This window comes from Actinospineispora spinosispora DSM 44797 (assembly GCF_000429025.1).
Lineage (GTDB): Bacteria > Actinomycetota > Actinomycetes > Mycobacteriales > Pseudonocardiaceae > Pseudonocardia > Pseudonocardia spinosispora.
The window spans coordinates 66,174-89,717 of record NZ_KE386839.1 but is presented as its reverse complement, the minus strand read 5'-3'; the positions used below and the strand labels follow the sequence as shown (position 1 = coordinate 89,717).

Genomic DNA, 23,544 nt, shown 5'->3' with positions numbered 1-23,544 from the left:
GAGACTCGCGGAGCCGACTCAGCCGTTACCGGACTGGGTTGCTGCCTTCGCCGGAACTCCTACGGAGACTCGCGGAGCCGACTTAGTCGTGGCCTAGTGTCGTTCCACTTTCGTGGTCATTCATGGGCTGGGCGCTGTGTGGCTAGCGGGTCGCGCGGTAGTAGGTGACGCGGCCGAGCCGGGCGTGCCGGTGGCCTCGTTCGGTCACCTCGGTGAAGCCCGCTGCGCGCAGGGCCTCGGGGATCGCATCGCCGAGGTTGTCGGCCAGCCGTTGCGATCGCAGTTGACGCCTCGCTACGACGCCGTTACTCGCGTGCACATGGCCTCCGAGGTCCACGACGTGCAGGCTGCCCCCTGGCCGCAGTACCCGGCGGCTCTCGGCGAGCGTCGCGGACCGTACCTCACTGGTCAGGTGGTGCAGCATGAACGCGGACAGCACCCGGTCGAAGGACTCGTCCGGGTAGGGCAGCTCCTGTCCGTATCCGTGGTCGAAGCGGACCCGTCCGCCCGCCTTCCGGGTGGCCCTGTCCACCGCCGCCCGGTCCGGGTCGATCCCGACCAACTCCAGGTCCGGGCGCATCCGCTTCGCCAGCAGTGCCAGGTTCCCGGTGCCGCACCCGATCTCCAACACCTGTCCCGATCTCGGAGGGTCCGCCTGCTCGACGAGCGCGCCGTGGTCGGTCCGCATGCCCAGCAGGAACCCGACGAGGTCATAGAACGGCAGCAGCCGTTGCACGCCCAGCCCGGACAGGTACGGATGGTCGTGCTGGTGGACCTGGTCGCTCATGACAGCCTCCTGGGACGATACGTGGGGTGCACGTCCCATGTTCGGCGATGTCATCAGCTCCGAGTCGTCGAGAACTCGGCTCCATAGGGACTATCTTCCGGTCATGTCGGTGAACACTCGCCGGGTGGACCGGCGTCGAGGGGGGCCGCCGCTCTTCACCTATGTCCACGATCCGGCGGCTCCGCCGGTATCGGTCGTGCGCGTCGACCGGGCCACCCGCCACCGCGCCCAGGACGAACCCCATACACACGACTTCCCCGCACTCGTCTACTTCGAGCGCGGCGGCGGCTTCCTGCACCAGGGCGGTGAGGTCAGCCCGATCGACACCGGTGACCTGTTCGTCATCGCGCCGGGCGACGTCGTCGGGCTCGGCGAACGCGCGTCCCTCGCCGATGCGGCGGCCAGCGGCGTCTTCTTCACCCCCGAGGCGCTGGGGCCCGACCGTCCGGGACCGCTGCTGTCCTGGCGGGCTCATCCGCTGCTGTTCCCGTTCGTCCGGGGTAGCGCCCGGGGCATCACCCGGCTGCGGGTGCCCGTCGAGGAGAGACGGGCCTGGGTCACCGGCATCGACGCGATCGAGACAGAGCTGGCCGAGTGCCGCGACGGCTATCGGCACGCGGCACTCGCCCATCTCGTGTTGCTGCTGGTCAGCGTCGCGCGCCTGGCGAACGACGTCAGCGGCGACCTGAGGTTGAACAACGAGGGGCTGCTGGCCGACGTGTTCGCGGTGATCGAGCGCCGGTACTCCGAGCAGCTCTCGCTCGCCGACGTGGCCCGCGCGGTGAGCCTCAGCCCCGGCCACCTCACCACGACCGTCCGCCGCCGGACCGGCCGCACGGTGCAGGACTGGATCACCGAACGCCGCATGACCGAGGCGCGCAGGCTCCTGTCGGAGACCGAGCTGTCGATCGCCGAGATCGGACGCGCGGTCGGCTACCCGGACAGCGGCTACTTCGCCAGGGTCTTCCGCCGTGGGCACGCCGTTCCACCGCGCGAGTGGCGCCGCCGGGACTAGACCGCGTGCCAGGCTCCGTCGCTCGCCGCCGAGCGTTCGACCGCGTCCAGAACCAGCTGCACCTGCAGCCCGTCGGCGAACGACGGAGCCGGGTCCGTACCGGCTCCGATGCCGTTCACCAGGTCCACTGCCTGGTGGGTGAACGTGTGCTCGTAGCCGAGCAGGTGCCCGGGCGGCCACCACGCACCGACGTAGGGATGGCTCGGTTCGGTGACCAGGATGCGCCGGAACCCGGCGATGTCCGGATCGTCCGTGCCGTCGTAGAACTGCAGCTCGTTCATCGCCTCCAGGTCGAACGCCAGCGAGCCACGGCTGCCGTTGAGCTCGATGCGCAGCGAGTTCTTGCGCCCGGCCGCGAACCGCGTCGCCTCGAAGCTCGCCACCGCGCCGCCGGTGAACCGGCCGAGGAACAGGGCGGTGTCGTCCACCGTCACGGTGCCGACCGCGCCGTCCGAATCGGGCAGCGGCCGTTCCCGGATGAACGTCTCCGTCATCGCGCACACGCCGGTGAGCCGGTCGCCGGTCAGGTACTGGGCGAGGTCGACGATGTGGGCGCCGATGTCGCCGAGCGCCCCGGACCCGGCGACCTCCCGCCGCAGCCGCCAGACCAGCGGGAATTCCGGGGCCACGATCCAGTCCTGCAGGTAGGCCGCCCGCACGTGGCGGATCTCGCCGAGCCTGCCCTGCTCCACCAGCCGCCTGGCCAGCGCCAGCGCGGGGACTCTGCGATAGCTGAACCCGACCATGCTGCGCACGCCGCGCTCCGCCGCCCGGTCCGCCGCCTCGGCCATGGCGCGCGCCTCGGCGACCGTGTTGGCCAGCGGTTTTTCGCACAGCACGTGCTTGCCGGCGGCGAGCGCCGCGATGGCGATGTCGGCGTGGGTGTCGCCGGGTGAGCAGATGTCGACCAACGCGATGTCGTCGCGCGCGACGAGTGCCTTCCAGTCGGTCTCCACCGAACCCCAGCCGAGCCGGGCGGCCGCCGCCGACGCCGAGACGGCGTCACGGCCGCACAACGCGGTCAGCTCGGGCGCGAGGGGCAAGTCGAAGAACCGGCCGGCGGTACGCCAGGCGTGCGAGTGCGCGGCACCCATGAACGCGTAGCCGACCATGCCGACCCCGAGCACCGGTGGCTGTGGCACCGCCATCAGGACGCGAACCCGAGCGGCAGGTAGTCGACGACGTTGTCCTTGGTCACCGTCGCGGACGCCAGCGTGATCGAGGCCGGCACCTCCTTCTCCACCAGGTCGCCCATCCCCCGGCGTTGCGCGACCAACCGGGCGAGCGCGACCGCCGAGGACGCCATGGACGGGCTGTAGGTGACGGTGGCCTTCAGGACCGTGTTGTCCGCCTGGATCGCCTGCATCGCGTTGGTCGACCCGGCACTGCCGACCATGAAGAACTCGCCGCGCCCGGCCTGCGCGATCGCCGCGAGCACCCCGATCCCCTGGTCGTCGTCGTGGTTCCACAACGCGTCCAGTTTCGGCGCGGCCTGCAGCAGGTTCGCCGCGACCCGTTGGCCACCCTGCGCGGTGAAGTCGGCGGCCTGGCGCGGGCCGACAGTGAACCCGAAGTCGGCCAGCGCGTCGGTGAAGCCCTTGCTGCGCGCCTGGGTCAGCGGCAGATTGTCGATGCCGGCGATCTCGCCGATCACCGGGTTGGCCACGCCGGCGGCCTTCAACCGGGTGCCGATGTAGGTGCCGGCGCTGACCCCCATGCCGTAGTTGTCGCCGCCGATCCAGGTCCGGTAGGCCAGCGCGGAGTCGAAGACCCGGTCGAGGTTGATCACCGGGATGCCGGCACGCATGGCGTCGCGGCCGACCGAGGTGAGCTGGCTGCCGTCGTTGGGCAGGATGACCAGTGCGTCGACCTTCTTGTTGATCAAGGTCTGTACGGCGGCGATCTGCTGGGTGATGTCGTTGGTCGGGTTCACCGCCTCGAACGTCACGTCCGGGTACTGGGCGGCCTGCGCCTGAGCGTTCTTCGCGATGGCGGCGACCCACCCGTGGTCGGCGGCGGGAGCCGAGAAGCCGATCGTCACCGGGCGGCCCGGGGCAGCGGCGTTGCCACCCGACGCTCCGACGCCTCCGCCGGACGGAGCCGCCGCTTCGTTGCTGGTGCATGCGGTCAGCGCGGCGGTGGCACCGACGCCGAGAGCGCCGGCCAGGAACCCCCTGCGCCGCAGGCCTGCGTCGAGACTCACTTGTCCTCCTGGTGTCGTGGAGACGGTTTGGTCCGTTGGGCACGGGCCTGGACGAGCACCGCGGCGACGATGATCGCGCCCTTGGCGATGTTCTGGACCTCGCTGGCGAGGTTGTTGAGCACGAACAGGTTGGTGATGGTCGTGAACACCAGCACCCCGAGGATGGAGCCGACGAGAGTGCCCCTGCCGCCGGACAGCAGCGTCCCGCCGATGATCACCGCCGCGATCGCGTCCAGCTCGTAGAGCGTGCCGTGGGTGCTGGAGCCGGTCGTGGTGAGCGAGGCGATCATGATCGCGGCGATGCCGCAGCACAGTCCGGACACGACGTAGAGCAGCACGGTGTGCCTGCGGACGTCGAGGCCGGCGAGGCGCGCGGCCTCGGGGTTGCCGCCGATCGCGGCGGTGTGCCTGCCGAACGTGGTGCGGTTGAGCAGCACCCAGCCGAGCGCGACCACCACCGCGAAGATGTAGACGAGCAGCGGAACGCCCAGAACCCGGGTGCTGGCGATGGCGGCGATCGTCGGGTCGGTGACGATCTGGCTGCGTTTGCCGGAGATGCGTTCGGCGAGTCCCTGCGCGGAGATCAGCATGGCGAGCGTGACGATGAACGGCACGATGCGGCCGTAGGCCACGAGCAGCCCGTTGACCAGCCCGGCCCCGGCGCCGACGGCCAGCGCACACAGGATCATCACGACCGGGCCGAACGACTGGGTCGCCACGGTGGTCGCCCACACCGAGGCCAGCGCCATGACCTTCCCGACGGACAGGTCGATGCCGCCGCCGATGATCACCATGGTCACGCCGACGGTGAGCACCCCGATGATCGAGGCAGACGTCATGATCACCAGCAGGTTCGCGGTGGTGAGGAACGTGTCGGCGGTGGCGACCCCGATCAGGCACAACACCACGAGCACGGTGGCCAGGCCGAGATTGCGGCCCGGCCCGGTGTCCAGCAGCTCCGACAGCCGCGCGCGCCGCGCGGCCACCGCCCGGCCAGCGCCGGCCGGGACGACGAGCTCGTCGGCGGGTAGGTCATGCACGCTCATCGCGGCTCCCCTCCATCACCAGGTCGAGGACAGCCGCCTCGTCCAGCACGCCTCCCGGCGCCTCGTGGACGACCCGGCCGTCCCTCACGACCAGGACCCGGTCGGCGAGACCGAGCACCTCCGGTACGTCGCTGGACACCAGCACCACAGCCACTCCCTGCCCGGCGAGCTGCCGGATCAACGCATAGATCTCGGTCCGGGCACCCACGTCGACGCCTCGGGTCGGTTCGTCGAGCAGCAGCACCGAGCATCCGGTGAGCAGCCAGCGGGCCAGCACGACCTTCTGCTGGTTGCCGCCGGACAACGTGCGCACCGGGCGGGACGGGTCGGCGGGACGGACGTCGAGCCGGGTGATGACCTCGCGCGCGGCGTCCAGTTCGGCGTCGGCACGCAGCCAGCCGGCCTTGGCGAACCGGCGCAGCACCGGCAGCGACACGTTGCGTGCGATCGGCTCGGTCAGCAACAGCCCCTGGCTCTTGCGCTCCTCGGGGCACAGCCCCATCCCGGCGCGGACGGCGGCTGGCACCGAGCCGGTGCGCAGCTCGCGCCCCCCGACCCGCACCGACCCGCTGGTCGCCCGACGCGCGCCGTAGATCGTCTCCAGGATCTCCGAGCGGCCGGAGCCCACCAGCCCCGCCAGCCCGACGATCTCCCCCGCCCGCACGGTCAACGACACGTCGGTGAACTCACCCACCCGGCCCAGCTCGCTCACGTCGAGAACCACGTCACCGATCGAGCGGGTCGCCCTCGGCGGGATGACGTGCTCGGTGGAGGTTCCGGTCATCAGCCGGATGACCTGCGCGGTCGGCGTCGAACGCGCCGGTAGGTCGGCCGCGACGGTGCGACCGTCCTTCAAGACCGTGACCCGGTCCCCGATCCGGCGAATCTCCTCCAGCCGATGGGAGATGTAGACGACCGCGACGCCCGAGTCGGTGAGCTCACGCACGACCCGGAACAGGTTGTCCACCTCGTCGGCGTCCAGCACGGCGGAGGGTTCGTCCATCACGATGAGCCGTGCGTCGCGGGACAACGCACGGGCCATGCTCACGACCTGCTGCCCGGCGGCCGGGAGCCGCCCGACCTCACGGCGTACCGGGATCTCCGGGTGACCGAGCCTGCGCAGCAGCGTCGCCGCGAGGTCCTCGGCTCGGCCCGAGCGGGTGAACCCCAGGCGGGCGGGCTCGTGGCCGAGCACGATGTTCTGCGCCACCGTCAGCCAGGGAACCAGGTCCAGCTCCTGGTGGATGGTGGCGATGCCGGTCGCGTCCGCCGCCTGCGGCGAACCGAGCGTGACCGGGCCGCCGTCCCATTCGATCGTGCCGGCATCCGGCTGGTGCACCCCGCCGAGCACTTTGATCAGGGTGGACTTGCCCGCACCGTTCTGGCCGAGCAGACAATGCACCTCGCCTGCCGTCACCTCCAGGTCGACGCCGTCGAGCGCGCGCACGCCGGGGAACTGCTTGACGATGCCACGCATCCGCAGCAGCGGTCGGTCGGTACTCGTCATCGCCCCACCTCGTCGTGTTTAGAGCAGTCTCCGAGGATTGACCAATGCCGTACAAGGACCGAATAATGTTGTTCTCGGTTATTTTTAGGTCATAATCGCTGGCAGGAGCTGGCTCGATGCTCGAACCGTCGCCGTTGCCCTCTCTGCGGCTGAGCGTCCCCGTGCTGTCCGCCCGCTCCACCCGGACCGACGCGGCGGCGAACCGGGCCGTCACCCTGAGCACCCTCGCCCGGCTGGTCGCCTCCGGAACGGCGGCGAGCAAAGCCGATCTGGTGCACGCCGCGGGCCTCGCGCGCACGACCGTCAGCACCGGCGTGGACGAGCTGCTGTCCGGCGGCGTCCTGCGGCTGGACGGGCTACGGCCCACACCGGGACGCGGCAGGCCGGCGGACCGTCTGGCGCTGCGCCCGGACGGTGGTTACGTACTGATCGCCGATCTCGGCGCGCACGGCGCCTATCTCGCCGTCGTCGACCTGAGCCAGCGGCTGCACGCCCACACGCACGTCACGATCGACGTGTCCGACGGGCCGGACAGGGTGCTCGACACCATCGAAGCCCGGCTCGACGAGCTACGTGCGCCGCTGCCGACCATCGCGCCGGTGCGTGCTGTCGTGATCGGTGTGCCGGGCCCGGTCGACGGGGTCCGTGGTGTTCCGGTGCGGCCACCGATCATGCCCGGCTGGCACGAGTACCCGGTCGCCGCACGGCTGCGTCGGTCGTTCGACTGCCCGGTGCTGCTGGAGAACGACGTCAACCTGCGCGCGCTCGGCGAAGCCCGGGCGCTGCCCGCCGACCAGGCTCCGCTGCTGTTCGTGAAGGTCGGCACCGGTATCGGTGGCGGCCTGATCACCCGGACCGGCGTCCTGCATCACGGCGCCGACGGTGCGGCCGGCGACATCGGTCACGTCCGGGTGCGGGGTGCCCCGGACGTGCGCTGTGTGTGCGGCAACGTCGGCTGCATCGAGGCGGTCGCGTCGGCGGCGGCCATCGCACGACGTCTCGGGACCTCGCTGGACCAGGCCCGGACGCTCGTGTCCGGCGGTGATGCGACCGCGCTCGGCCTGGTCAGGGAGGCCGCGGGCCTGATCGGTGAGGTGGTCGCGACGCTGGTGCACTTCTACAACCCGGCGCGGGTGACGATCGGTGGTTCGGTGGCGGCGGCGAGCGACGAGCTGCTCGCCGGTATCCGCGCGGTGGTCTACCAGCGGGCGCTGCCGCTGGCGACCCGCAACCTGGTGCTCGCCAACAGCGTCCTGGGCGAGTACGCGGGAGTCGCGGGTGCGGCCGTCCTGGGAATAGAACAAACCTTGTCCCCGGAGGGCATCGAGGCGCTAGCCGCCACGGGGTCCTCGTGAGTGCTGAGGCCGCCTATAGCCGGACCGGACCCTCACGACGAAAAGCGTGTCGTGAGTGCCCACTCCGGCTACGCTTCGCGCCCCTCCGGGGTAGACGGCCTCACCCCTCACGAGAGGCGGGTCCCCCGTGAGTGGCAAGGGCGTCTACCCCGCAGGGGCGCCGAAGGCGTAGGCGCTCGGAGCACTCACGACAGCTTTTCCGTCGTGAGTGATCCGGGCGCCTATAGGCGCCCTTGCCACTCACGAGTCGACGGCGCAGCCGAGATGCCTTGGAGTCGGGGACGGAGGAACCCAGCCACAAGGCGAAGCCGAGGAGCCGTGAGCTCAGCCCCGCAGCGGAACCAGGTCGTCGGCGTGAACCAGCTCCCGCCGGAACTCCGGCGGCAGGTCCCGGGTGCGCCGTCCGATCAACGCGGGCAGCTCCGAAGCGTCGAACGCGACGACCCCTCGAGCCACGACCACCCCGTAAGGCCCGACGAGGTCCACGACGTCCCCCGCGACGAACTCCCCCGACACCCCGTGCACTCCCGCGGCCAGCAGCGACCGCCGCCGGTTGAGCACGGCGGCGACCGCTCCCTCGTCGAGATCGAGCCGCCCCCGCACGTCGGCCGCGTGCCGTAGCCAGAAGCGCCGGGCCGACAGCCGCTGCCCCTCACCCCGGAACGCGGTGCCCACGGTCGGTCCAGCCGCGGTGTTGTCCAGCGCGGACGCGGCGTCGTCGGCGGCGGCCAGCAGGACCGGAATCCCCGCGCTGGCCGCCATCCGAGCCGCATCGATCTTGGTGGCCATTCCCCCGCGCCCGAGCCCGGAGGCTCCCGGCGTGTCCACGTCGACTGCCTCCAACGCGGCGAGGTCGTCGACCTGTGCCAGCAACGTCGCCCCCGGCGTCCTCGGGTCGCCGTCGTAGAGACCGTCGACATCGGACAGCAGCACGAGCGCGTCAGCACCGACGAGATGCGCGACCAGCGCCGCGAGCCGATCGTTGTCACCGACCCGGATCTCGTCGGTGGCGACCGCGTCGTTCTCGTTGATGACCGGCAGCGTGCCGAGTGCCAGCAACCTGCCGAGCGTGCGTTGCGCGTTGCGGTAGTGCGCACGCCGGATCACGTCATCCGCGGTGAGCAGCACCTGACCGATCGTGACCGTGTGCCGCGCGAACGAGGCCGCGTAGGCGTGCGCCAGCTGCACCTGACCGACGCTCGCCGCTGCCTGCTGGGTGGCGAGGTCACGAGGCCGGCGACGGAGCCCGAGCGGCGCCAGACCGGCCGCGATGGCGCCCGAAGAGACCAGTACGACCTGGGATCCCGCCGAGCGGCGCGCGGCGAGCGCGTTGACCAGGCGGTCCAGCCTGCTGTGGTCGAGGCCGCCGTTCAGGCTGGTCAGCGACGAAGAGCCGACCTTGACCACCACGCGGCTCGCGGCGGCGATCTGCTGGCGGGTACCGAGAGCGACAGGTGAGGCAGTGGTGCTCACCGCTCCGACTCCGTCAGATCCTTCCCCTCGGCAGTGCCGCCGCCGGCGCTCTCGTCGAGGTTCTCCCAGACGTGGCGGTCCCACTCGTCGTTGTGCACGCGGCGCGCCTTCTTCGCCTTGAGCCGCTCGTCGGCGCCGGGACGGGTGTCGCGGTCGATCCGCAGGTCGGTACCCCGGCTGCCCATCGTCATCATCGCGCCGGACGGTGTGGACGGCTCCCAGTCGAACGTCATGCTGCCGATCGTGACCGGGGCGCCGGGCTTCGCACCGGCCTTGGCCAACGCGTCCTCGACACCGAGCCTGGCCAGCCGGTCGGCGAGGTACCCGACGGCCTCGTCGTTGTCGAACTGGGTCTGCTTGACCCAGCGCTCCGGCTTCTCGCCGCGCACGACGAAGGCACCTTCCTCGGTGGGGTCGGGCTCGACGGTGAACTGGGTCTCGCCCACGGCACGAGGCCGGATTACCAGCCTGGTCGCCTCAGGAGCCGGCAGGCTGGCCCGATAGGTCACGACCCGGTCGGCCATCAGGTAGGTGAGCTCACGCAACCCGGCATGGCTCGCGGTGGAGATCGACACGACCGGCCAGCCTCGCTTGCCGATCTCCTCGGTGACCATCTCGGCCAGGTCCTTGGCGTCCGGCACATCGATCTTGTTGAGCGCCACGATTCGGGGACGGCTCGCCAGCTCACCACCCAGACCTGGGGTGTAGTGCGCGAGCTCGGTCTCCAGCGCGTCGATGTCCGACACCGGGTCACGGCCCGGTTCCATGGTGGCGCAGTCCACGACGTGGACCAGCACGGCGCAACGCTCGATGTGGCGGAGGAACTCCAGCCCGAGTCCACGACCGTCGGCTGCTCCGGGGATCAGCCCGGGCACGTCGGCGACGGTGAACGTCTGCTCACCCGTGGTCACGACGCCCAGCTGCGGAACGAGCGTGGTGAACGGATAGTCGGCGATCTTGGGACGAGCCGAGGACAGCGCGGCGACCAGCGAGGACTTGCCCGCGGAGGGGAAGCCCACGAGCCCGACGTCCGCGAGCGAACGCAGCTCGAGCACCAACTCGTGCTCTTCGCCCAACTCACCGAGCAACGCGAACCCGGGTGCCTTGCGCGCGGCCGATGCGAGCGCCGCGTTCCCCAGCCCGCCCTTACCGCCCTGGGCGGCGACGAAGCGGGTGCCGGCGCCGATCAGGTCGGCAAGCTGCTCACCGTTCTCGTCGAGGACGACGGTGCCGTCCGGCACGGACAGCAGCAGGTCCTCGCCGATCGCGCCGCTGCAGTTGCCGCCCCGACCCTGCTTGCCGTTGCCCGCGCGGGCCTGGCGCCGGTAGTGGAAGTCCAGCAGCGTGTGCACGCCCGGGTCCACGACGAACACCACGTCACCGCCCCGACCACCGTTGCCGCCGTCCGGGCCACCGAGCGGCTTGAACTTCTCCCGGTGCACCGAAGCACATCCGTTGCCACCGTCGCCGGCCATCACGCGCAGCGAGGTGCGATCCACGAACCGTGACATTGCACCTCCTTGGGTAGAGCGGGTCTGGACAGAACGAAAGGGCGGGCCGGTGATAGCCGGACCCGCCCTCTCGGTATAGACGCTGTGCGGTGCGGGCCCTATTCCCCGGCGCCCGGCACGATGTTGACGGTCTTGCGACCGCGCTTGCTCCCGAACTCGACGGCTCCGGCCACCAGCGCGAACAGCGTGTCGTCGCCACCGCGACCGACGCCGTCACCGGGGTGGAACTTGGTGCCGCGCTGGCGGATCAGGATCTCGCCCGCGCTGACGTTCTGCCCGCCGAAACGCTTCACGCCCAGACGCTGCGCGTTGGAATCGCGGCCGTTCCGGGAGCTGGAGGCGCCCTTCTTGTGTGCCATGACGTTGTCGCCTCCTTCGTTACTTCGAGATCCCGGTGACCTCGACACGGGTCAGCTTCTGACGGTGACCCTGTCGCTTGTGGTAGCCGGTCTTGTTCTTGAACTTGTGGATGTGAATCTTCGGGCCCTTGGCCTGGCCGACCACCGTTCCGGTGATCGAGTAGGCGGCAAGTGCGGCAGCATCCGTGGTCAGGTCGGAGCCGTCCACGACCAGTACGGCCGGGAAGCTCACCTCGGCGCCATCCTTGGCATCGAGCTTTTCGACGGTGAGCACGTCACCGACCGCGACCTTGTACTGCTTGCCGCCGGTTTTAACGATCGCGTACATCGTTGACGCACGACTCCTAGACGTTTGTGGGGCTTACGGTGACACGGACTCCGACAGTGGCACCTTTGCAGGTGCTATGTCCCCGAGCCGGTCTACCGCCAGCATCAGCATCCGCTGACGCGGCTGTCGAGAGTCCAGAGTACGGGCCGGTCTGACAGAGGGTCAAACCGGGTCCGCTTTCCGACCCGGGGATCACATCACTCACCGACCACTGGCGGACCGGCAGGTCGAGACGCCGCGCGACGACGTCTGCGCGCGGGCCGAGCGGACGTCTCCGCCGGGACCGGCGGCGCGACGGGTTCGGACTCGACCGGAGCGCTCGGTGCCGCCTGCTCGGCGCTGGGCGCCTCCTGGGGCGGTGTCACCGGCACGCCGGGCGCCTCGACGGCTACCTGCTCCTCGACGGCGTCAGCCGCCGGAGCGGGTGCGGCAGCCGTCTCGGTGCGGACCGCCGGGTGCGACACCTCGGTCTGTGCCGCCGGGGCGTCATCGGCCTTGGTGGCGGTTGCGTGGCCCGTCGCGGCCGCGACCACGGCCACCCCGGCCAGCTGGCGGGGCGGCGTGGAGTGCACCGACGTGCCGTTCGGCGCCGTGCCGCCGTGGTCGACGTCACCGGACACCGGCTCGGTCTCGGGGGCGGTGGACGCGGCGGGCGCGGAGCCCTGGGGTCCCCCGCCCTTGCGGCGGCCGTTCCCGTTCCCGTTGCCGCCGTTGCCGTTCCCGCCGTTGCCGTTGCCGTTCTGGCCGTTGTGTCCGCCACCGCCGTTGCCGGCACCGCCGCTGTTGCCGGCACCGCCGCTGTCGCCGTGGTCACCGCCGCGACCGCGCCTGCGGCCACCGCCGGAGCCGTGCTGGGCCCCGCCGTCGCCCTTCGGCTCGACCGGGTCGGAGGACACGACGACGCCCCGGCCCCGGCAGTGCTCGCACGGGGTGGAGAACGCCTCGAGCAGCCCGACGCCGACCCGCTTGCGGGTCATCTGGACCAGACCCAGCGAGGTGACCTCGGCCACCTGGTGCCGGGTGCGGTCCCTGCCGAGGCACTCGGTGAGCCTGCGCAGCACCAGGTCCCGGTTCGACTCGAGCACCATGTCGATGAAGTCGATCACGATGATGCCGCCGATGTCGCGCAGCCGCAGCTGGCGCACGATCTCCTCGGCCGCCTCCAGGTTGTTCCTGGTGACGGTCTCCTCGAGGTTGCCGCCGGAGCCGGTGAACTTGCCGGTGTTGACGTCGATGACGGTCATCGCCTCGGTGCGGTCGATGACCAGCGTGCCGCCGGAGGGCAGCCAGACCTTGCGGTCCAGCGCCTTCAGCAGCTGCTCGTCGATGCGGTGCTCGGTGAACACGTCACTGGTACCGACGTGCCGGTGCAGGCGCTCGGTCAACTCCGGCGCCACGTGGCTGACGTAGGCGTGCAGCGTGTCCCACGCGTCGTCACCTTCGACGACGAGCGTGGCGAAGTCCTCGTTGAACTGGTCACGCACGACCTTGATCATCAGGTCCGGCTCTTCGTAGAGCAGCTCGGGCGACTTCGACTTGGACGAGCCCTTCGCGGCGTCCGCCTTGGTCTTGACGACGTCCCACTGGGCCTGCAGCCGGCGCACGTCGCGCTCCAGCGCTTCCTGGCTCACGCCTTCCGACGCGGTGCGAATGATCACACCGGCGTCGTCGGGGACGATCTCCTTGAGCAGATCCTTGAGGCGGCGCCGCTCGGTGTCGGGCAGCTTGCGGCTGATGCCGTGCGTGCCGCCGGACGGCACGTAGACGAGGAACCGGCCGGGCAGGCTGATCTGGGTGGTCAGCCGAGCACCCTTGTGGCCGATCGGGTCCTTGGTGACCTGCACCAGGATGCTGTCGCCGCTGGACAGTGCCTGTTCGATGCGCCGCGCCTTGCCCGCGAGGCCGGCCGCGTCCCAGTCGACCTCACCGGCGTAGAGCACCGCGTTGCGGCCTCGGCCGATGTCGACGAACGCCGCCTCCATGCTGGGCAGGACGTTCTGGACCCGGCCCAGGTAAACGTTGCCGACCAGGGATGTGCCACCAGAGCTGGTCACGAAGTGCTCGACCAGAACGCCGTCCTCGAGCACCCCGACCTCGGAGCGCTCACCGCGCTGGCGGACGACCATGGTCCGCTCCACCGACTCGCGCCTGGCCAGGAACTCGGCCTCGGACAGCACCGGGGCACGACGCCGTCCGGCGTCACGCCCGTCCCTGCGCCGCTGGCGCTTGGCCTCCAGCCGGGTCGAGCCCCGGACACCCTGGATCCCCTGGTTGCCGCTGTCCGAGCTGTCGCTCTCGTTCTTCGAGCGGGGTTCGCGGACCTTCGTGACGGTGTTCGGCGGGTCGTCCGTGTCGTTGTCGGAGGAGTCGGACGAGCTGTCGCCGTCCTTGCGGCGACGCCTGCGCCGACGACGGCGTGAGCCGGCGCCGGACTCGTCGCCGGAGTTCTCCGCCGAGTCGTCCGAGTCGTCCTCGGCGTCCGCGTCCTCGGCCTTGGCCGTCTGGGCCGCGGTGTCCTCGCCGTCGGCAGCGGGGGCGTCGTCGGAGGCCGAGCTGTCCGAGTTGTCCTCGTCGGTTCCGTCCTCGGTGCCCTTGCCACGGCCGCGACCGCGGCGACCCCGGCGACGGCGACGCTTCGTGTCACCGCCGTCGTCCGAGCTGTCCGCCGAGTCGTCCTCGTCGTCCTCACCGACGCTCTCGGCCGAGGGCAGCGGTTCGGCCTCGACCGGAGCCTGCTTACGGGAGGGCTTGCGCGCCGCGGGCGGCTCCGGCGGAAGGAACATCGGGCTCGGCGCCGCGAACAGCGGCAGGGCACCGGATGCCTCAGCGGCCGGCTCGTCCTGCGCGGCGGGGGTGCCCACGCCGGCCGCGAACAGCCCGAGCGGTGCGTTCCCCGCCGGGTTCGGCTCGTCGAACGCCGGTACGGCCGGCGCCTCCGGGGCCTGTTCGACCGAGGCGGCGTCGACCGGTTCCTCGGCGGTGGACGAGGCCAGCCCCTCGGGGGCCAGCTTCTCGATCACCCGCGCGGCGGTCTCGCGATCGATGCTGGACTGCACACCTTTCGCCGGGGTACCCAGCTCGATGAGGGTGTCCAGCACCTGGCGGCTCGTCGTGGAGATCAGCTTCGCCAGTGCGTGCACGCGCAGGCGCGCGGGCAGCTCCGGTGATGCGGATACGTTGTTGAGCCCGCCGGCCTCGCCGGCGGGCACGTCGATATCGGACATGCAGCTCCTTCGCCCCCGGGCGCCCTCTGGGGGAAGGCGGCCGCTCAGGGACCTAGCTTTTTCTGCCTCCCCCATGCAGGTGGGGCAGCAATCCTGTGACCACGAACACCACGACAACGCTCACGTTCTTGAAGCTCGGGAGACGTCACCCGGGCCCGCGCCGACTAGGTCACAACGCCGTGCTGCTCGCCAACTGCCAGCGCGTTTTGCGCACCGGACCCTTCCGTCACCGCCGAGGTGGTCACCCGGCCGGTGGCGAACGGATCGACAAGGCACCCACTGTCGTCGAGCAGACCCTGAGCCAGCCGTACCGCAACCGGCGGTACTGGCGGCCTGAGGCCCGCGACGATCTGGAGCGCGGCCAACACGTCGTCGGGTCGAACAGCAGGTGTGGTCTGCCGAACAACCGCGCCCATTATCGCACAAGGTGCGCCGAAAGTATCAGTCGAAGGCTCAACATCCTGATCATGACCACTCGTCGGCGCTCCTACCGGCCCTTCCACCGACGCGCTCACCAGGGCGGCACGCACATCGACGGGCTTCGAACCGTTCTTCGTCGTGCGCTGTGCGATCACGGATTCCTCGGCGAGCAACGCCTCGAGCGCGGCACTCAGCTCGGCGGGCTCGATCCCGGGCAGGCTGATCCGCCAGCGCGTCCCGTTGATCAGCTCGGCCAGCGCCGGCGACCCCAGTTCGATCTCCACCGCGTCGAGGACGTCCAGCCCGTCCGGCAGCGCCTCGTCCAGATCCGCGATCAACCGTTCCAGGGCAACCGGCTCGGTCAGGCCGATCTCTAGATACTCGGCTTCGCTCGCCGTCCCGGTCGGAGCGGCACCGGCCCAGGACAGCCTGGGGTGCGGGTTGAAGCCGTGCGAGCGCGACACCGGGATCCGGGCGCGCCGAACGGCACGCTCGAACGCGCGGGCCACGTCCCGGTGCGAACCGAACCGCAACCGTCCGCGCTTGGCGAACCGGACCCGCACCTTGTAGCGGGTCGGCGGCGCCGGGTTGGGTGCCACACCTTTCTCAGGTGCCTTGGCCATCAGCTGTTGCTCTCTTCCGGATCGGTGGTGTCCTGACCGGCGGGGGTCGCGTTCGGTACGAACATCAACATCCCCTCCCCGGCCGGGGTGAATCCGTAACGCAGGTAGAACGGGGTGCTGCGGGCCGTCGGCCGCAGCACGAGGCGCTGGTAGCGACGCGCCTTGGCGTGTTCGACGGCCTCGGCGAGCAACGCGGCGGCGACGCCCCGGTCCGCGAACGAGGCGAGCACGAACGCGTTGCCGACGTAGCCCCAGCGGCCCGCCCGAGCGCCGGGACTGGGCATGTTGCCCACCTCCACGACGTTCAGCGAGCCGACCGCGGTGAACCCGGTGCGCTCCGAACCCGCCTCGGCCAGCCAGAACGTGCGACGAGGCAGCTCGGTACGCCACCACGCCTCGAAGGTCCGGTCGAAGCTGTCGTCGGGCATCTCACCCGCGCGTTCGGCCGCCCATTGCCGCCGCAGCCTGGCCAACGCGGGAAGATCCCGGTCGTCGGCCACCCGGACGGTCACCGGAGGGCCCAGATCAGCCATCGCGGGGTTCAGCCACCGCTGGGAGCGACCGGGGTCAACGGCAGCAGGGTCGTGCCACTGGGGCCGACCTGGATGTCGGTCCCGGTCGACGGGCACACGCCGCAGTCGAAGCACGGTGTCCACCGGCAGTCGTCCTGCTCGCGTGAGGCCAGTGCGTCCTGCCAGTCGTCCCACAGCCAGTCCGGGTCCAGGCCCGAGTCCAGGTGCTCCCAGGGCAGTACCTCGTCCTGGAACCGTTCCCGGGTGGTGAACCAGTCGAGGCTGACCCCGAGCGGCGACAGCTCGGCGCCCGCCGCGTCGATCCACCGCTGGTAGTCGAAGTGTTCGCTCCAGCCGTCGAACCGGCCACCGTCACGCCAGACCCGTTCGATGACCCGGCCCACCCGGCGGTCGCCCCGGGACAGCAGGCCTTCGATCAGGCTGGGCTTGCCGTCGTGATAGCGCATGCCGATGTTGCGACCGAGCCGCCGGTCGGAGTTCACCGCGGCACGCAGCTTGCGCAGCCGGTCGTCGATCGTGTCCGGGTCGCACTGTGCCGCCCACTGGAACGGCGTGTGCGGCTTCGGGACGAAGCCGCCGATCGAGATCGTGCAGCGCACGTCGTTGCGACCGCTGGCCTCGCGCCCGGCCTTGATCACCCGGTGCGCCATGCCGGCGATCTCCAGCACGTCCTCGTCGGTCTCGGTGGGCAGACCGCACATGAAGTACAGCTTCACCTGCCGCCAGCCCTGCGCGAACGCGGCGCTCACGGTACGGATCAGGTCCTCTTCCGACACCATCTTGTTGATCACGCGTCGGATGCGTTCCGAGCCGCCCTCCGGCGCGAAGGTCAACCCGGAGCGGCGCCCGTTGCGGGACACCTCGTTCGCCAGGTCGATGTTGAACGCGTCGACCCGCGTCGAGGGAAGGCTCAGCGTGGTGTTGCTGCCCTCGTAGCGGTCGGCGAGTCCCTTGGTGATCTCCGCGATCTCCGAGTGGTCCGCGCTGGACAGCGACAGCAGACCGACCTCGTCGAAGCCGCTTGCCTTGAGGCCCTGCTCGACCATCTCGCCGATCCCGGCGAGCGACCGCTCGCGGACCGGGCGGGTGATCATGCCGGCCTGGCAGAATCGGCAGCCCCGAGTGCAGCCCCGGAAGATCTCGACACTCATCCGCTCGTGCACCGTCTCGGCGAGCGGCACCAGCGGCTTCTTCGGGTAGGGCCACTCGTCGAGATCGATCGTCGTGCGCTTGGTGATCCGTTTCGGCGCCCTCGGCTCCTTCGGCGCGATCGCCGCGATCCCGCCGTCCTCGCGGTAGGTCACGTCGTAGAGCCCCGGGACGTACACGCCCGGGGTCTCGGCCAGCCTGCGCAGCACCTCGGCGCGGCCTGCCTGACGCTGCGTGCCCCGCCGCAGTACCTCGGTGATGTCGAGCACCGCTTCCTCGCCGTCGCCGAGCACGGCGGCGTCGATGAAGTCCGCGATCGGTTCCGGGTTGAACGCGGCATGCCCGCCCGCGATGACGAACGGGTGCTCGTCGGTGCGGTCGGCCGCGTGCAGCGGAATCCCCGCGAGGTCCAGCGCGGTCAGCAGGTTCGTGTACCCGAGCTCGGTGGAGAAACTGACACCGATGGCCTCGAACGCGCCCAGCGGGCGGTGGCTGTCCACGGTGAAGTGCGGCACGTGGTGCTCACGCATCAACGCCTCGAGGTCCGGCCAGACCGCGTAGGCGCGCTCGGCGAGCACGTCGGGCTGCTCGTTGAGCAGCTCGTAGAGGATCATGACACCCTGGTTGGGGAGGCCGACCTCGTAGGCATCCGGGTACATCAGCGCCCAGTGCACGGCGGCCGATTCCCAGTCCTTGACGGTGCTGTTCAGCTCACCACCGATGTACTGCACGGGTTTTCCCACCCGGGGCAGCAGTGGTTCCAGCGCCGGAAAGACAGATTCCACACTCACGCCGCCCTAGCGTAGACCGTCCAGGCACTTGACAGGATGGCGCACATGACTCTGGTCGTCGATGCGGCGAACGTGGTCGGCTCGCGGCCGGACGGTTGGTGGCGCGACCGTGCCGGTGCCGCCGCGCGTCTGGTGGCCGCCGTCGAGGCCGCGCTGGAGGCCGGGACGCTGGACGGACCGGTCCTCGTCGTGGTGGAAGGCGCTGCCCGGCCGGGCGTCGCCGAGGGGCGGATCGGCGCCGGTCTGACGGTGGTTCACGCCGAACGCGACGGCGACTCGACGATCGTCGAGCAGGTGGCGGCGTTGACGCGCGACGGAGCCTCCACGGTGATCACCGCCGACCGAGGCCTGCGCGATCGTGTCCTCGCCGAAGGTGCCTCGGTGCTCGGCCCCTCGTGGCTGCTCGACCGGATCTGACGCCGGCCCGGTCAGACCGGATCGAGACCGTACTCGGACAACGCCTCCTCCAGACGCTCGCCGTCGTGGGCCTCGACCAACGCTGACGCGACGTCGCGCAGCTTGATGTTGCGATGCTGCGAGGAGATCCTGAGCGCCTGGAACGCCCGGTCCGACGTGTAGGCGTAACGCGACATCAGCAACCCTTGCGCCTGCCCGATCGTCGAGCGGGTCCGCAGCGCGGAACGCAGGTGCCCCACGAGCGAGGTGCTGTCGCGGTAGAGGCTGATGTTGTCGAAAGCGACACCGGCGTTGAGCGCGAAGAGCATCACCAGGTCGTACGACGTGTCGGCGAACTGGTCCCCGCTCTTCGACAGCAGGGTCAGTACCGCGGACGGCTCCGTGGTCGCCGCCAGCGGCAACATGAGGGCGCTGCGGAAACCGGCGTCCGCCATCCGTGCGGTGAAGTCCGGCCACCGCTTCTCGGACCCGACGTCGACCAGCCGCCTCGGCTCGCGGAACTCCAGCACATCGGCGATCGGATTCGCCGGAACGGCCTGGTCCGCGTGCCCCTGGAGCAGATCCGGGTCGATCCACCCAGCCACCGTCTCCAGCCCGTTGGCGGTACCAACCGTGATCATGGCGTGGTCGCAGCCGGGCACCGTACTCACGATCCGGTCGACGTAACGTCGCATCGTCGTCTCGAGGTCGTCGTCCTCGACCAGCCGGGCGATCTCGGCCAGCTCCTGGCCGAGGGACAACAGGTCAGGGCTCACGGCGTGAGCCAACCACACGGAGTCGGTCACCGCGACGTGTTCTCGTTGTGGCAACCGCGACGGCGGTGCGGCTAAGATTCCGACAGCCTCGGTTACACAGTCAGCTGCGGTCTCCCAATTCGAGTCACCCGTGTGCCCCGTACACCGGTGACCTGATCCTGTGAGGCACCCGTTGACCACCGCACACACCCGTCGTGAACACCGCCGCCCGTACTCCCGTGCACCGCTGTGTGTCGCGGAGGCACGGTCCCCGGAACGCTGCGCCCGCTCGCTCGCCGCCTACCTGCGGTCCGTTCAGGACGAGCTCGCGCTGCGCGAGGTCACCGTGGTCGGCGCCCGCGTCCAGTCCCCTGGACCCCAACAGGCGCTGTGCGCAAGCATCGAATTGCGCTCACCCGGCATGGACCCGAACCGGACCATCCGCGCCGGCTGGCACGAGGAGCTCGGCTGGTGGGCACAACCCGGTTCGCCGTCCGCCGGTTCCGTCCGGGCGCGCCGCTACCTGCCCGGTGAGCTCGCCCCCGGTTGCGCCGAGGTGGCTGATTTCCTCACCCACAGCGTCGAGCTGGGCACGGTGGAGCCGTCCCTGCGCCGCTACCGGCTCGTCGGCACCGACGACGAGCTGATCACGGCACTCACCCAGCAGGTGACCGGCGGTTCGCAGTGAGACAGATGGGCCACGCCGCGCGATGAACTCTCGAACCTACGACCGGTTCGCCCCCGAGCCACTCGGCATCGACCGTCGAGCGGATGCGGACGTGGTGCTGGTCTCGGTGCGGGGCGAGGTCGACATGCTCAGCTCCCCCGAGCTGCTGACCGCGGCACGACACGCGATCAGCGAGTCCGCCGGCCGGGTCGTCGTGCTGGACCTGACCGGGGTCGACTTCCTCGACTCGCACGGCCTCGCCACGCTGGTCACGGCCACGGACGCCGCGCAGCGTAGCGACACGCGGCTGCGTGTCGTCGTCGGCCCGACCCAGGCCGCTCGCCGACCGATCCAAATCGCCGGCCTGGACCGGATACTCGTCCTGTGTGACACGGTTGCGGACGCACGCTCATTTCAGGAGCAGAACGTCCAGCCTGCGGGCGGCCACGACGGCCCCGATCGCGGCCATCACCACGAAGTACGTTAGGTGCCCGAGCACGCCGGGCCCGACGATCCCGGTGGTGAAGGCGCGCATCAGCTCGACCGCGTGGAACAGCGGTAGGCACTCCACCAGCAGCTGCAGCGCCCTCGGGTAGACCGACAGAGGGAAGAACGTCGTCGAGAACAGGAACATCGGCATGATCGCGAGCTGGACCAGGTCGAAGTCCTGCCAGGACCGCATGAACGTCGTGCACGCCATCCCGACGGCCGCGAACGCGAACGCGATCAGCAGCGCGGCGGGCAGCGCCAGCAGCACCCACGGCGAGGTGAGCAGGCCGAACGCGCCCATGACCGACAGGAACCCGAGCGAGTAGAGCCCACCGCGCAGCAACGCCCACCCGATCTCGCCGAACGCGATGTCGACCGGACCGAGCGGCGTCGCCAGCATCGCGTCGTACAGCTTCGCGTAGCGCAGCTTGAAGAACACCGCGAACGTCGAGTCGAATACGGCGCCGTTCATCGCCGACGCGGCGAGCAGCCCCGGTGCGATGAACGCCGCGTAGCTGATCGGCGAGCCGTCCGGCCCCGGCAGGACACCGACCAGCGAGCCGAGCCCCTGACCGAGCGCCAGCAGGTAGAACACCGGTTCGAAGAAGCCGGACACGAACGCCAGCCAGGCCCGCCGATAGGCCAGCGCCGACCGGACCACCAGCATGCGCGCCCGACCCGCGTAACCCCCGATGGGCAGGATGCGCAGCAGCGGCGCGGTGTCCACCGGCGCGTTCATCGGGCCAGCCGCACGGTGAAGCGCCAGCGCACGAGCCGACAGCCGACCGCGAGCAGCACCAGCAGGTAGGCCAGGTGGCCCAGCGCCGGCACCCAGCGCAGCGTGCCCAGCGCCGCCGCTCTCGCCAGTTCGGTGCCGTGCCACAACGGCGTGACCCAGGCCAGAGGTCGCAACCACACCGGCAGCTGGGAGATCGGGTAGAACGTGCCGGCGAACAACGTCATCGGGATCAGCACGAACCGGAAGAACGTGGCGAACGCGGAGCCGTCGGTCTCCAACGACGCGGCGAACGCCATGGTGAGCGCCGCGAACGCGGCACCACACAGCGTCGCGGCGAGCAACGAGAGCAGGATGCCGAAACCCAGAACGCCGCCCAGCAGAGCGATGACCACCACGTACGCCGCACCGGAGGTGAACATCCTGGCGACGATCCAGCACAGCTGACCGGCGGCGACCTGACCCGGCGTGATGGGCGACGCCGCCATCCCCCAGTACACCTGCTGCCATTTGAACCCGGACAGCACCGGGTAGGTGGACTCGAACGCCGCGGTCTGCACGGCCGACATCGCCAGTAGCCCTGGAGCCAGATACACCAGGTATGGCACGCCCCCGGTGGCCATCCCGGCCCGGCCACCCGAGTCGACGAGGGTGCCGAACCCGACCCCGAAGGCCAGCAGGAACAGCAGGGGCTGCACGACGCTGGACACCACCGTGGCCCGCCAGCCCTTGCGGTACCAGATCCAGAAGTGCTCCATGATCATCAGTGTGGCGCGCCAGCTGGGCAGCACCCGGCCCGTCGCGGGCTGTGTCCCGGTCATCTAGTCCACCAGGCTTCGGCCGGTGAGCCGGAGGAAGACGTCCTCCAGAGTGGACCGGCGAACCAGGCTGGACACCGGGGACACGCCGGCCCGGTGAACCGCGCTCAACGCCGCCTCCCCGTCAGCCGCGTACAGCAGGATCCGATCCGGGAGCTCTTCGAACCGCTCCGCGACCCGATCGAGCAGCTCGGCACCCGGACGCTCGGCGTCCGGGGTGAACCGCAGCTCGACCACCTCCCTGGTCGAGTGCCGTGCGATCAGCTCCGACGGCGAGCCCTCCGCCGAGATGACCCCGCCGTCCATCACCACCAACCGATCACACAGCTGCTCCGCCTCGTCCATGTAGTGCGTGGTGATCAACTGGGTGACTCCGCGCTGCTTCAACCGGTAGAGCCGATCCCACAGCAGGTGCCGCGCCTGCGGATCGAGCCCGGTGGTCGGCTCGTCGAGCAGCAACAGCTCCGGGTCGTTCACCAGGGAGCGGGCGATCGTCAGCCGGCGTTTCATGCCTCCGGACAACGGCTCGACCGACTGCTCCGCCCGGTCGGTCAGCTGCGCGAACTCCAACAGCTCCCGCGCCTTGGCCCGCACGTGCGCCCGCGACAGCCCGAAGTAACGCCCGTACACCTCGAGGTTCTGCCGGACGGTCAGCTCGGCGTCCAGATTGTCCTGCTGCGGCACCACACCGATCCGAGCTCGGATCGACGGCCCGTCGACATCCGGGTCCATCCCGAGAATCTGCAGCGTCCCGGCACTACGCGGTGAGACACACGCGACCATGCGCATGGTGGACGACTTACCCGCCCCGTTGGGCCCCAGGAAGCCGAACACCTCTCCCCTGGTCACATCGAGGTCGATGCCCCGGACGGCCTCGAACCGACCGAACGTCTTGCTGAGCCCACGGGCCTGAACCAAAGCATCCGACACAACACGAAGGTAACCGCCCCCACCGACAGTCTTGTCTGCCTTTTCCGCGCGATATTTTTCTGTGACCACCCCGGCTCGCGTAAACGCTCGCTGGGGTACTCCCAGAAAAAAAGGCTCGAGGACTCGCCCAACCGCGCGCTTGTGCCCACCCTGAGAGCCGCCCTGGCAGCCGGCGAGGTTGGTTGCGGACATTCACTGCCCGGCCTTCGCCGGAACTCCTTCGGAGACTCGCGGAGCCAACTTTCAAGACACCTGTACACCCGCAGCCGGAAAAGATGCCGTGAGTGTTTTGGGTTGCCCTGGCAACCCAAAACACTCACGGCTCCTTATGGCGAACGCGCGTTCACGGGTGGCCCCGCAGAGGTGCCCGGAGGGGTTCCGCCGCAGGCGGGTCGTGCATGAGTGGCGGCTCCCAAGCCGGGGCACCAA

At 70.2% G+C, this 23,544-nt stretch carries 22 protein-coding genes; 5 read left to right on the top strand and 17 right to left on the bottom strand.

The window, feature by feature from the left end:
• Nucleotides 1–142: 142 nt before the first annotated feature.
• Nucleotides 143–787, bottom strand: a complete 645-nt coding sequence (locus G406_RS0142700; RefSeq protein WP_028938643.1) for a class I SAM-dependent methyltransferase — start codon at nt 785–787, stop codon at nt 143–145.
• A gap of 103 nt (nt 788–890) precedes the next feature.
• Between G406_RS0142700 and G406_RS0142695 the strand changes: the two genes are divergently transcribed.
• Nucleotides 891–1,802 carry an AraC family transcriptional regulator gene (locus tag G406_RS0142695; protein ID WP_051343480.1) on the top strand — a complete coding sequence of 304 codons (912 nt, stop codon included), beginning with the start codon at nt 891–893 and terminating at the stop codon, nt 1,800–1,802.
• On the opposite strand, the gene G406_RS0142690 is transcribed toward G406_RS0142695, so the two are convergent.
• Genes G406_RS0142690 through G406_RS0142675 form a run of 4 tightly spaced genes read right to left on the bottom strand, consistent with a single transcriptional unit; the run spans nt 1,799 to nt 6,558 of the window.
• Nucleotides 1,799–2,950 carry a Gfo/Idh/MocA family protein gene (locus G406_RS0142690; protein WP_028938641.1) on the bottom strand — a complete coding sequence of 384 codons (1,152 nt, stop codon included), beginning with the start codon at nt 2,948–2,950 and terminating at the stop codon, nt 1,799–1,801. The two genes, G406_RS0142695 and G406_RS0142690, sit on opposite strands and share 4 nt — an antisense overlap.
• The gene (locus G406_RS0142685) at nt 2,950–4,005 is read right to left on the bottom strand and encodes a substrate-binding domain-containing protein (RefSeq protein WP_028938640.1); all 1,056 of its coding nucleotides are present in this window, start codon (nt 4,003–4,005) and stop codon (nt 2,950–2,952) included. Before G406_RS0142685 ends, G406_RS0142690 begins: the two co-directional genes overlap by 1 nt.
• The gene (locus tag G406_RS53275; RefSeq protein ID WP_051343438.1) at nt 4,002–5,051 is read right to left on the bottom strand and encodes an ABC transporter permease; all 1,050 of its coding nucleotides are present in this window, start codon (nt 5,049–5,051) and stop codon (nt 4,002–4,004) included. The genes G406_RS0142685 and G406_RS53275 overlap by 4 nt, the downstream gene beginning before the upstream one ends.
• Nucleotides 5,038–6,558 (bottom strand): sugar ABC transporter ATP-binding protein, encoded by a 1,521-nt coding sequence (locus tag G406_RS0142675; protein WP_028938639.1) that lies wholly within the window; start codon nt 6,556–6,558, stop codon nt 5,038–5,040. The genes G406_RS53275 and G406_RS0142675 overlap by 14 nt, the downstream gene beginning before the upstream one ends.
• A 116-nt stretch (nt 6,559–6,674) precedes the next feature.
• Here G406_RS0142675 and G406_RS0142670 point away from each other — a divergent pair, with 116 nt between their 5' ends.
• A complete protein-coding gene (locus G406_RS0142670) occupies nt 6,675–7,913 on the top strand; it encodes an ROK family protein (RefSeq protein WP_028938638.1) in 1,239 nt (412 codons plus the stop codon).
• A 324-nt stretch (nt 7,914–8,237) separates the two neighbouring features.
• Here G406_RS0142670 and proB read toward each other — a convergent pair whose 3' ends face one another.
• From proB to G406_RS0142630, 8 genes are all read right to left on the bottom strand, one after another.
• Nucleotides 8,238–9,386 (bottom strand): glutamate 5-kinase, encoded by a 1,149-nt coding sequence (gene proB, locus G406_RS0142665; protein ID WP_051343437.1) that lies wholly within the window; start codon nt 9,384–9,386, stop codon nt 8,238–8,240.
• Nucleotides 9,383–10,897 carry a GTPase ObgE gene (gene obgE, locus G406_RS53270; RefSeq protein WP_084216878.1) on the bottom strand — a complete coding sequence of 505 codons (1,515 nt, stop codon included), beginning with the start codon at nt 10,895–10,897 and terminating at the stop codon, nt 9,383–9,385. The genes proB and obgE overlap by 4 nt, the downstream gene beginning before the upstream one ends.
• 98 nt (nt 10,898–10,995) lie before the next feature.
• On the bottom strand, nt 10,996–11,256 hold the full coding sequence (gene rpmA / locus G406_RS0142655) for a 50S ribosomal protein L27 (RefSeq protein ID WP_028938636.1): 261 nt from the start codon (nt 11,254–11,256) through the stop codon (nt 10,996–10,998).
• A gap of 19 nt (nt 11,257–11,275) precedes the next feature.
• Nucleotides 11,276–11,584: a 50S ribosomal protein L21 gene (gene rplU / locus G406_RS0142650; protein ID WP_028938635.1), complete on the bottom strand. Its 309-nt coding sequence runs from the start codon at nt 11,582–11,584 to the stop codon at nt 11,276–11,278.
• Nucleotides 11,585–11,781: 197 nt separating this feature from the next.
• Nucleotides 11,782–14,808, bottom strand: coding sequence for a translation initiation factor IF-2 N-terminal domain-containing protein (locus G406_RS0142645; protein WP_028938634.1), 3,027 nt, complete (start codon nt 14,806–14,808; stop codon nt 11,782–11,784).
• A 164-nt stretch (nt 14,809–14,972) separates the two neighbouring features.
• Nucleotides 14,973–15,851 carry a TIGR03936 family radical SAM-associated protein gene (locus G406_RS53265; protein ID WP_084216876.1) on the bottom strand — a complete coding sequence of 293 codons (879 nt, stop codon included), beginning with the start codon at nt 15,849–15,851 and terminating at the stop codon, nt 14,973–14,975.
• A complete protein-coding gene (locus G406_RS53260; RefSeq protein ID WP_084216874.1) occupies nt 15,851–16,384 on the bottom strand; it encodes a GNAT family N-acetyltransferase in 534 nt (177 codons plus the stop codon). Before G406_RS53260 ends, G406_RS53265 begins: the two co-directional genes overlap by 1 nt.
• Before the next feature lie 8 nt (nt 16,385–16,392).
• On the bottom strand, nt 16,393–18,324 hold the full coding sequence (locus G406_RS0142630; protein WP_028938633.1) for a TIGR03960 family B12-binding radical SAM protein: 1,932 nt from the start codon (nt 18,322–18,324) through the stop codon (nt 16,393–16,395).
• Between the two features lie 45 nt (nt 18,325–18,369).
• On the opposite strand from G406_RS0142630, the gene G406_RS0142625 reads away from it, so the two are divergent.
• Complete coding sequence (locus G406_RS0142625; protein WP_028938632.1) at nt 18,370–18,741, top strand: hypothetical protein; 372 nt, start codon at nt 18,370–18,372, stop codon at nt 18,739–18,741.
• A gap of 11 nt (nt 18,742–18,752) precedes the next feature.
• On the opposite strand, the gene G406_RS0142620 is transcribed toward G406_RS0142625, so the two are convergent.
• Nucleotides 18,753–19,526: a GAF and ANTAR domain-containing protein gene (locus tag G406_RS0142620; RefSeq protein WP_028938631.1), complete on the bottom strand. Its 774-nt coding sequence runs from the start codon at nt 19,524–19,526 to the stop codon at nt 18,753–18,755.
• Nucleotides 19,527–19,668: 142 nt separating this feature from the next.
• Here G406_RS0142620 and G406_RS0142615 point away from each other — a divergent pair, with 142 nt between their 5' ends.
• Entirely contained in the window at nt 19,669–20,163 is a 495-nt protein-coding gene (locus G406_RS0142615; RefSeq protein WP_156935465.1) for a DUF6292 family protein, read from the top strand.
• A gap of 22 nt (nt 20,164–20,185) precedes the next feature.
• Entirely contained in the window at nt 20,186–20,629 is a 444-nt protein-coding gene (locus G406_RS53255) for an STAS domain-containing protein (RefSeq protein WP_051343435.1), read from the top strand.
• On the opposite strand, the gene G406_RS0142605 is transcribed toward G406_RS53255, so the two are convergent.
• The 3 genes from G406_RS0142605 to G406_RS0142595 are packed head-to-tail and all read right to left on the bottom strand — an operon-like array spanning nt 20,552 to nt 23,115.
• The gene (locus G406_RS0142605) at nt 20,552–21,370 is read right to left on the bottom strand and encodes an ABC transporter permease (RefSeq protein ID WP_028938629.1); all 819 of its coding nucleotides are present in this window, start codon (nt 21,368–21,370) and stop codon (nt 20,552–20,554) included. The two genes, G406_RS53255 and G406_RS0142605, sit on opposite strands and share 78 nt — an antisense overlap.
• Nucleotides 21,367–22,188: an ABC transporter permease gene (locus tag G406_RS0142600; protein ID WP_028938628.1), complete on the bottom strand. Its 822-nt coding sequence runs from the start codon at nt 22,186–22,188 to the stop codon at nt 21,367–21,369. The genes G406_RS0142605 and G406_RS0142600 overlap by 4 nt, the downstream gene beginning before the upstream one ends.
• A complete protein-coding gene (locus G406_RS0142595; protein WP_028938627.1) occupies nt 22,189–23,115 on the bottom strand; it encodes an ABC transporter ATP-binding protein in 927 nt (308 codons plus the stop codon).
• Between the last annotated feature and the right edge of the window lie 429 nt (nt 23,116–23,544).

Bases quoted from the DNA above. Each gene is read 5' to 3' on its own strand.
- G406_RS0142700 (WP_028938643.1), bottom strand. From the start codon at position 787: ATGAGCGACCAGGTCCACCAGCACGACCATCCGTACCTGTCCGGGCTG.
- G406_RS0142695 (WP_051343480.1), top strand. From the start codon at position 891: ATGTCGGTGAACACTCGCCGGGTGGACCGGCGTCGAGGGGGGCCGCCG.
- G406_RS0142690 (WP_028938641.1), bottom strand. From the start codon at position 2,950: ATGGCGGTGCCACAGCCACCGGTGCTCGGGGTCGGCATGGTCGGCTAC.
- G406_RS53275 (WP_051343438.1), bottom strand. From the start codon at position 5,051: ATGAGCGTGCATGACCTACCCGCCGACGAGCTCGTCGTCCCGGCCGGC.
- G406_RS0142675 (WP_028938639.1), bottom strand. From the start codon at position 6,558: ATGACGAGTACCGACCGACCGCTGCTGCGGATGCGTGGCATCGTCAAG.
- G406_RS0142670 (WP_028938638.1), top strand. From the start codon at position 6,675: ATGCTCGAACCGTCGCCGTTGCCCTCTCTGCGGCTGAGCGTCCCCGTG.
- obgE (WP_084216878.1), bottom strand. From the start codon at position 10,897: ATGTCACGGTTCGTGGATCGCACCTCGCTGCGCGTGATGGCCGGCGAC.
- rpmA (WP_028938636.1), bottom strand. From the start codon at position 11,256: ATGGCACACAAGAAGGGCGCCTCCAGCTCCCGGAACGGCCGCGATTCC.
- rplU (WP_028938635.1), bottom strand. From the start codon at position 11,584: ATGTACGCGATCGTTAAAACCGGCGGCAAGCAGTACAAGGTCGCGGTC.
- G406_RS0142645 (WP_028938634.1), bottom strand. From the start codon at position 14,808: ATGTCCGATATCGACGTGCCCGCCGGCGAGGCCGGCGGGCTCAACAAC.
- G406_RS53265 (WP_084216876.1), bottom strand. From the start codon at position 15,851: ATGGCCAAGGCACCTGAGAAAGGTGTGGCACCCAACCCGGCGCCGCCG.
- G406_RS53260 (WP_084216874.1), bottom strand. From the start codon at position 16,384: ATGGCTGATCTGGGCCCTCCGGTGACCGTCCGGGTGGCCGACGACCGG.
- G406_RS0142625 (WP_028938632.1), top strand. From the start codon at position 18,370: ATGACTCTGGTCGTCGATGCGGCGAACGTGGTCGGCTCGCGGCCGGAC.
- G406_RS53255 (WP_051343435.1), top strand. From the start codon at position 20,186: ATGAACTCTCGAACCTACGACCGGTTCGCCCCCGAGCCACTCGGCATC.
- G406_RS0142605 (WP_028938629.1), bottom strand. From the start codon at position 21,370: ATGAACGCGCCGGTGGACACCGCGCCGCTGCTGCGCATCCTGCCCATC.
- G406_RS0142600 (WP_028938628.1), bottom strand. From the start codon at position 22,188: ATGACCGGGACACAGCCCGCGACGGGCCGGGTGCTGCCCAGCTGGCGC.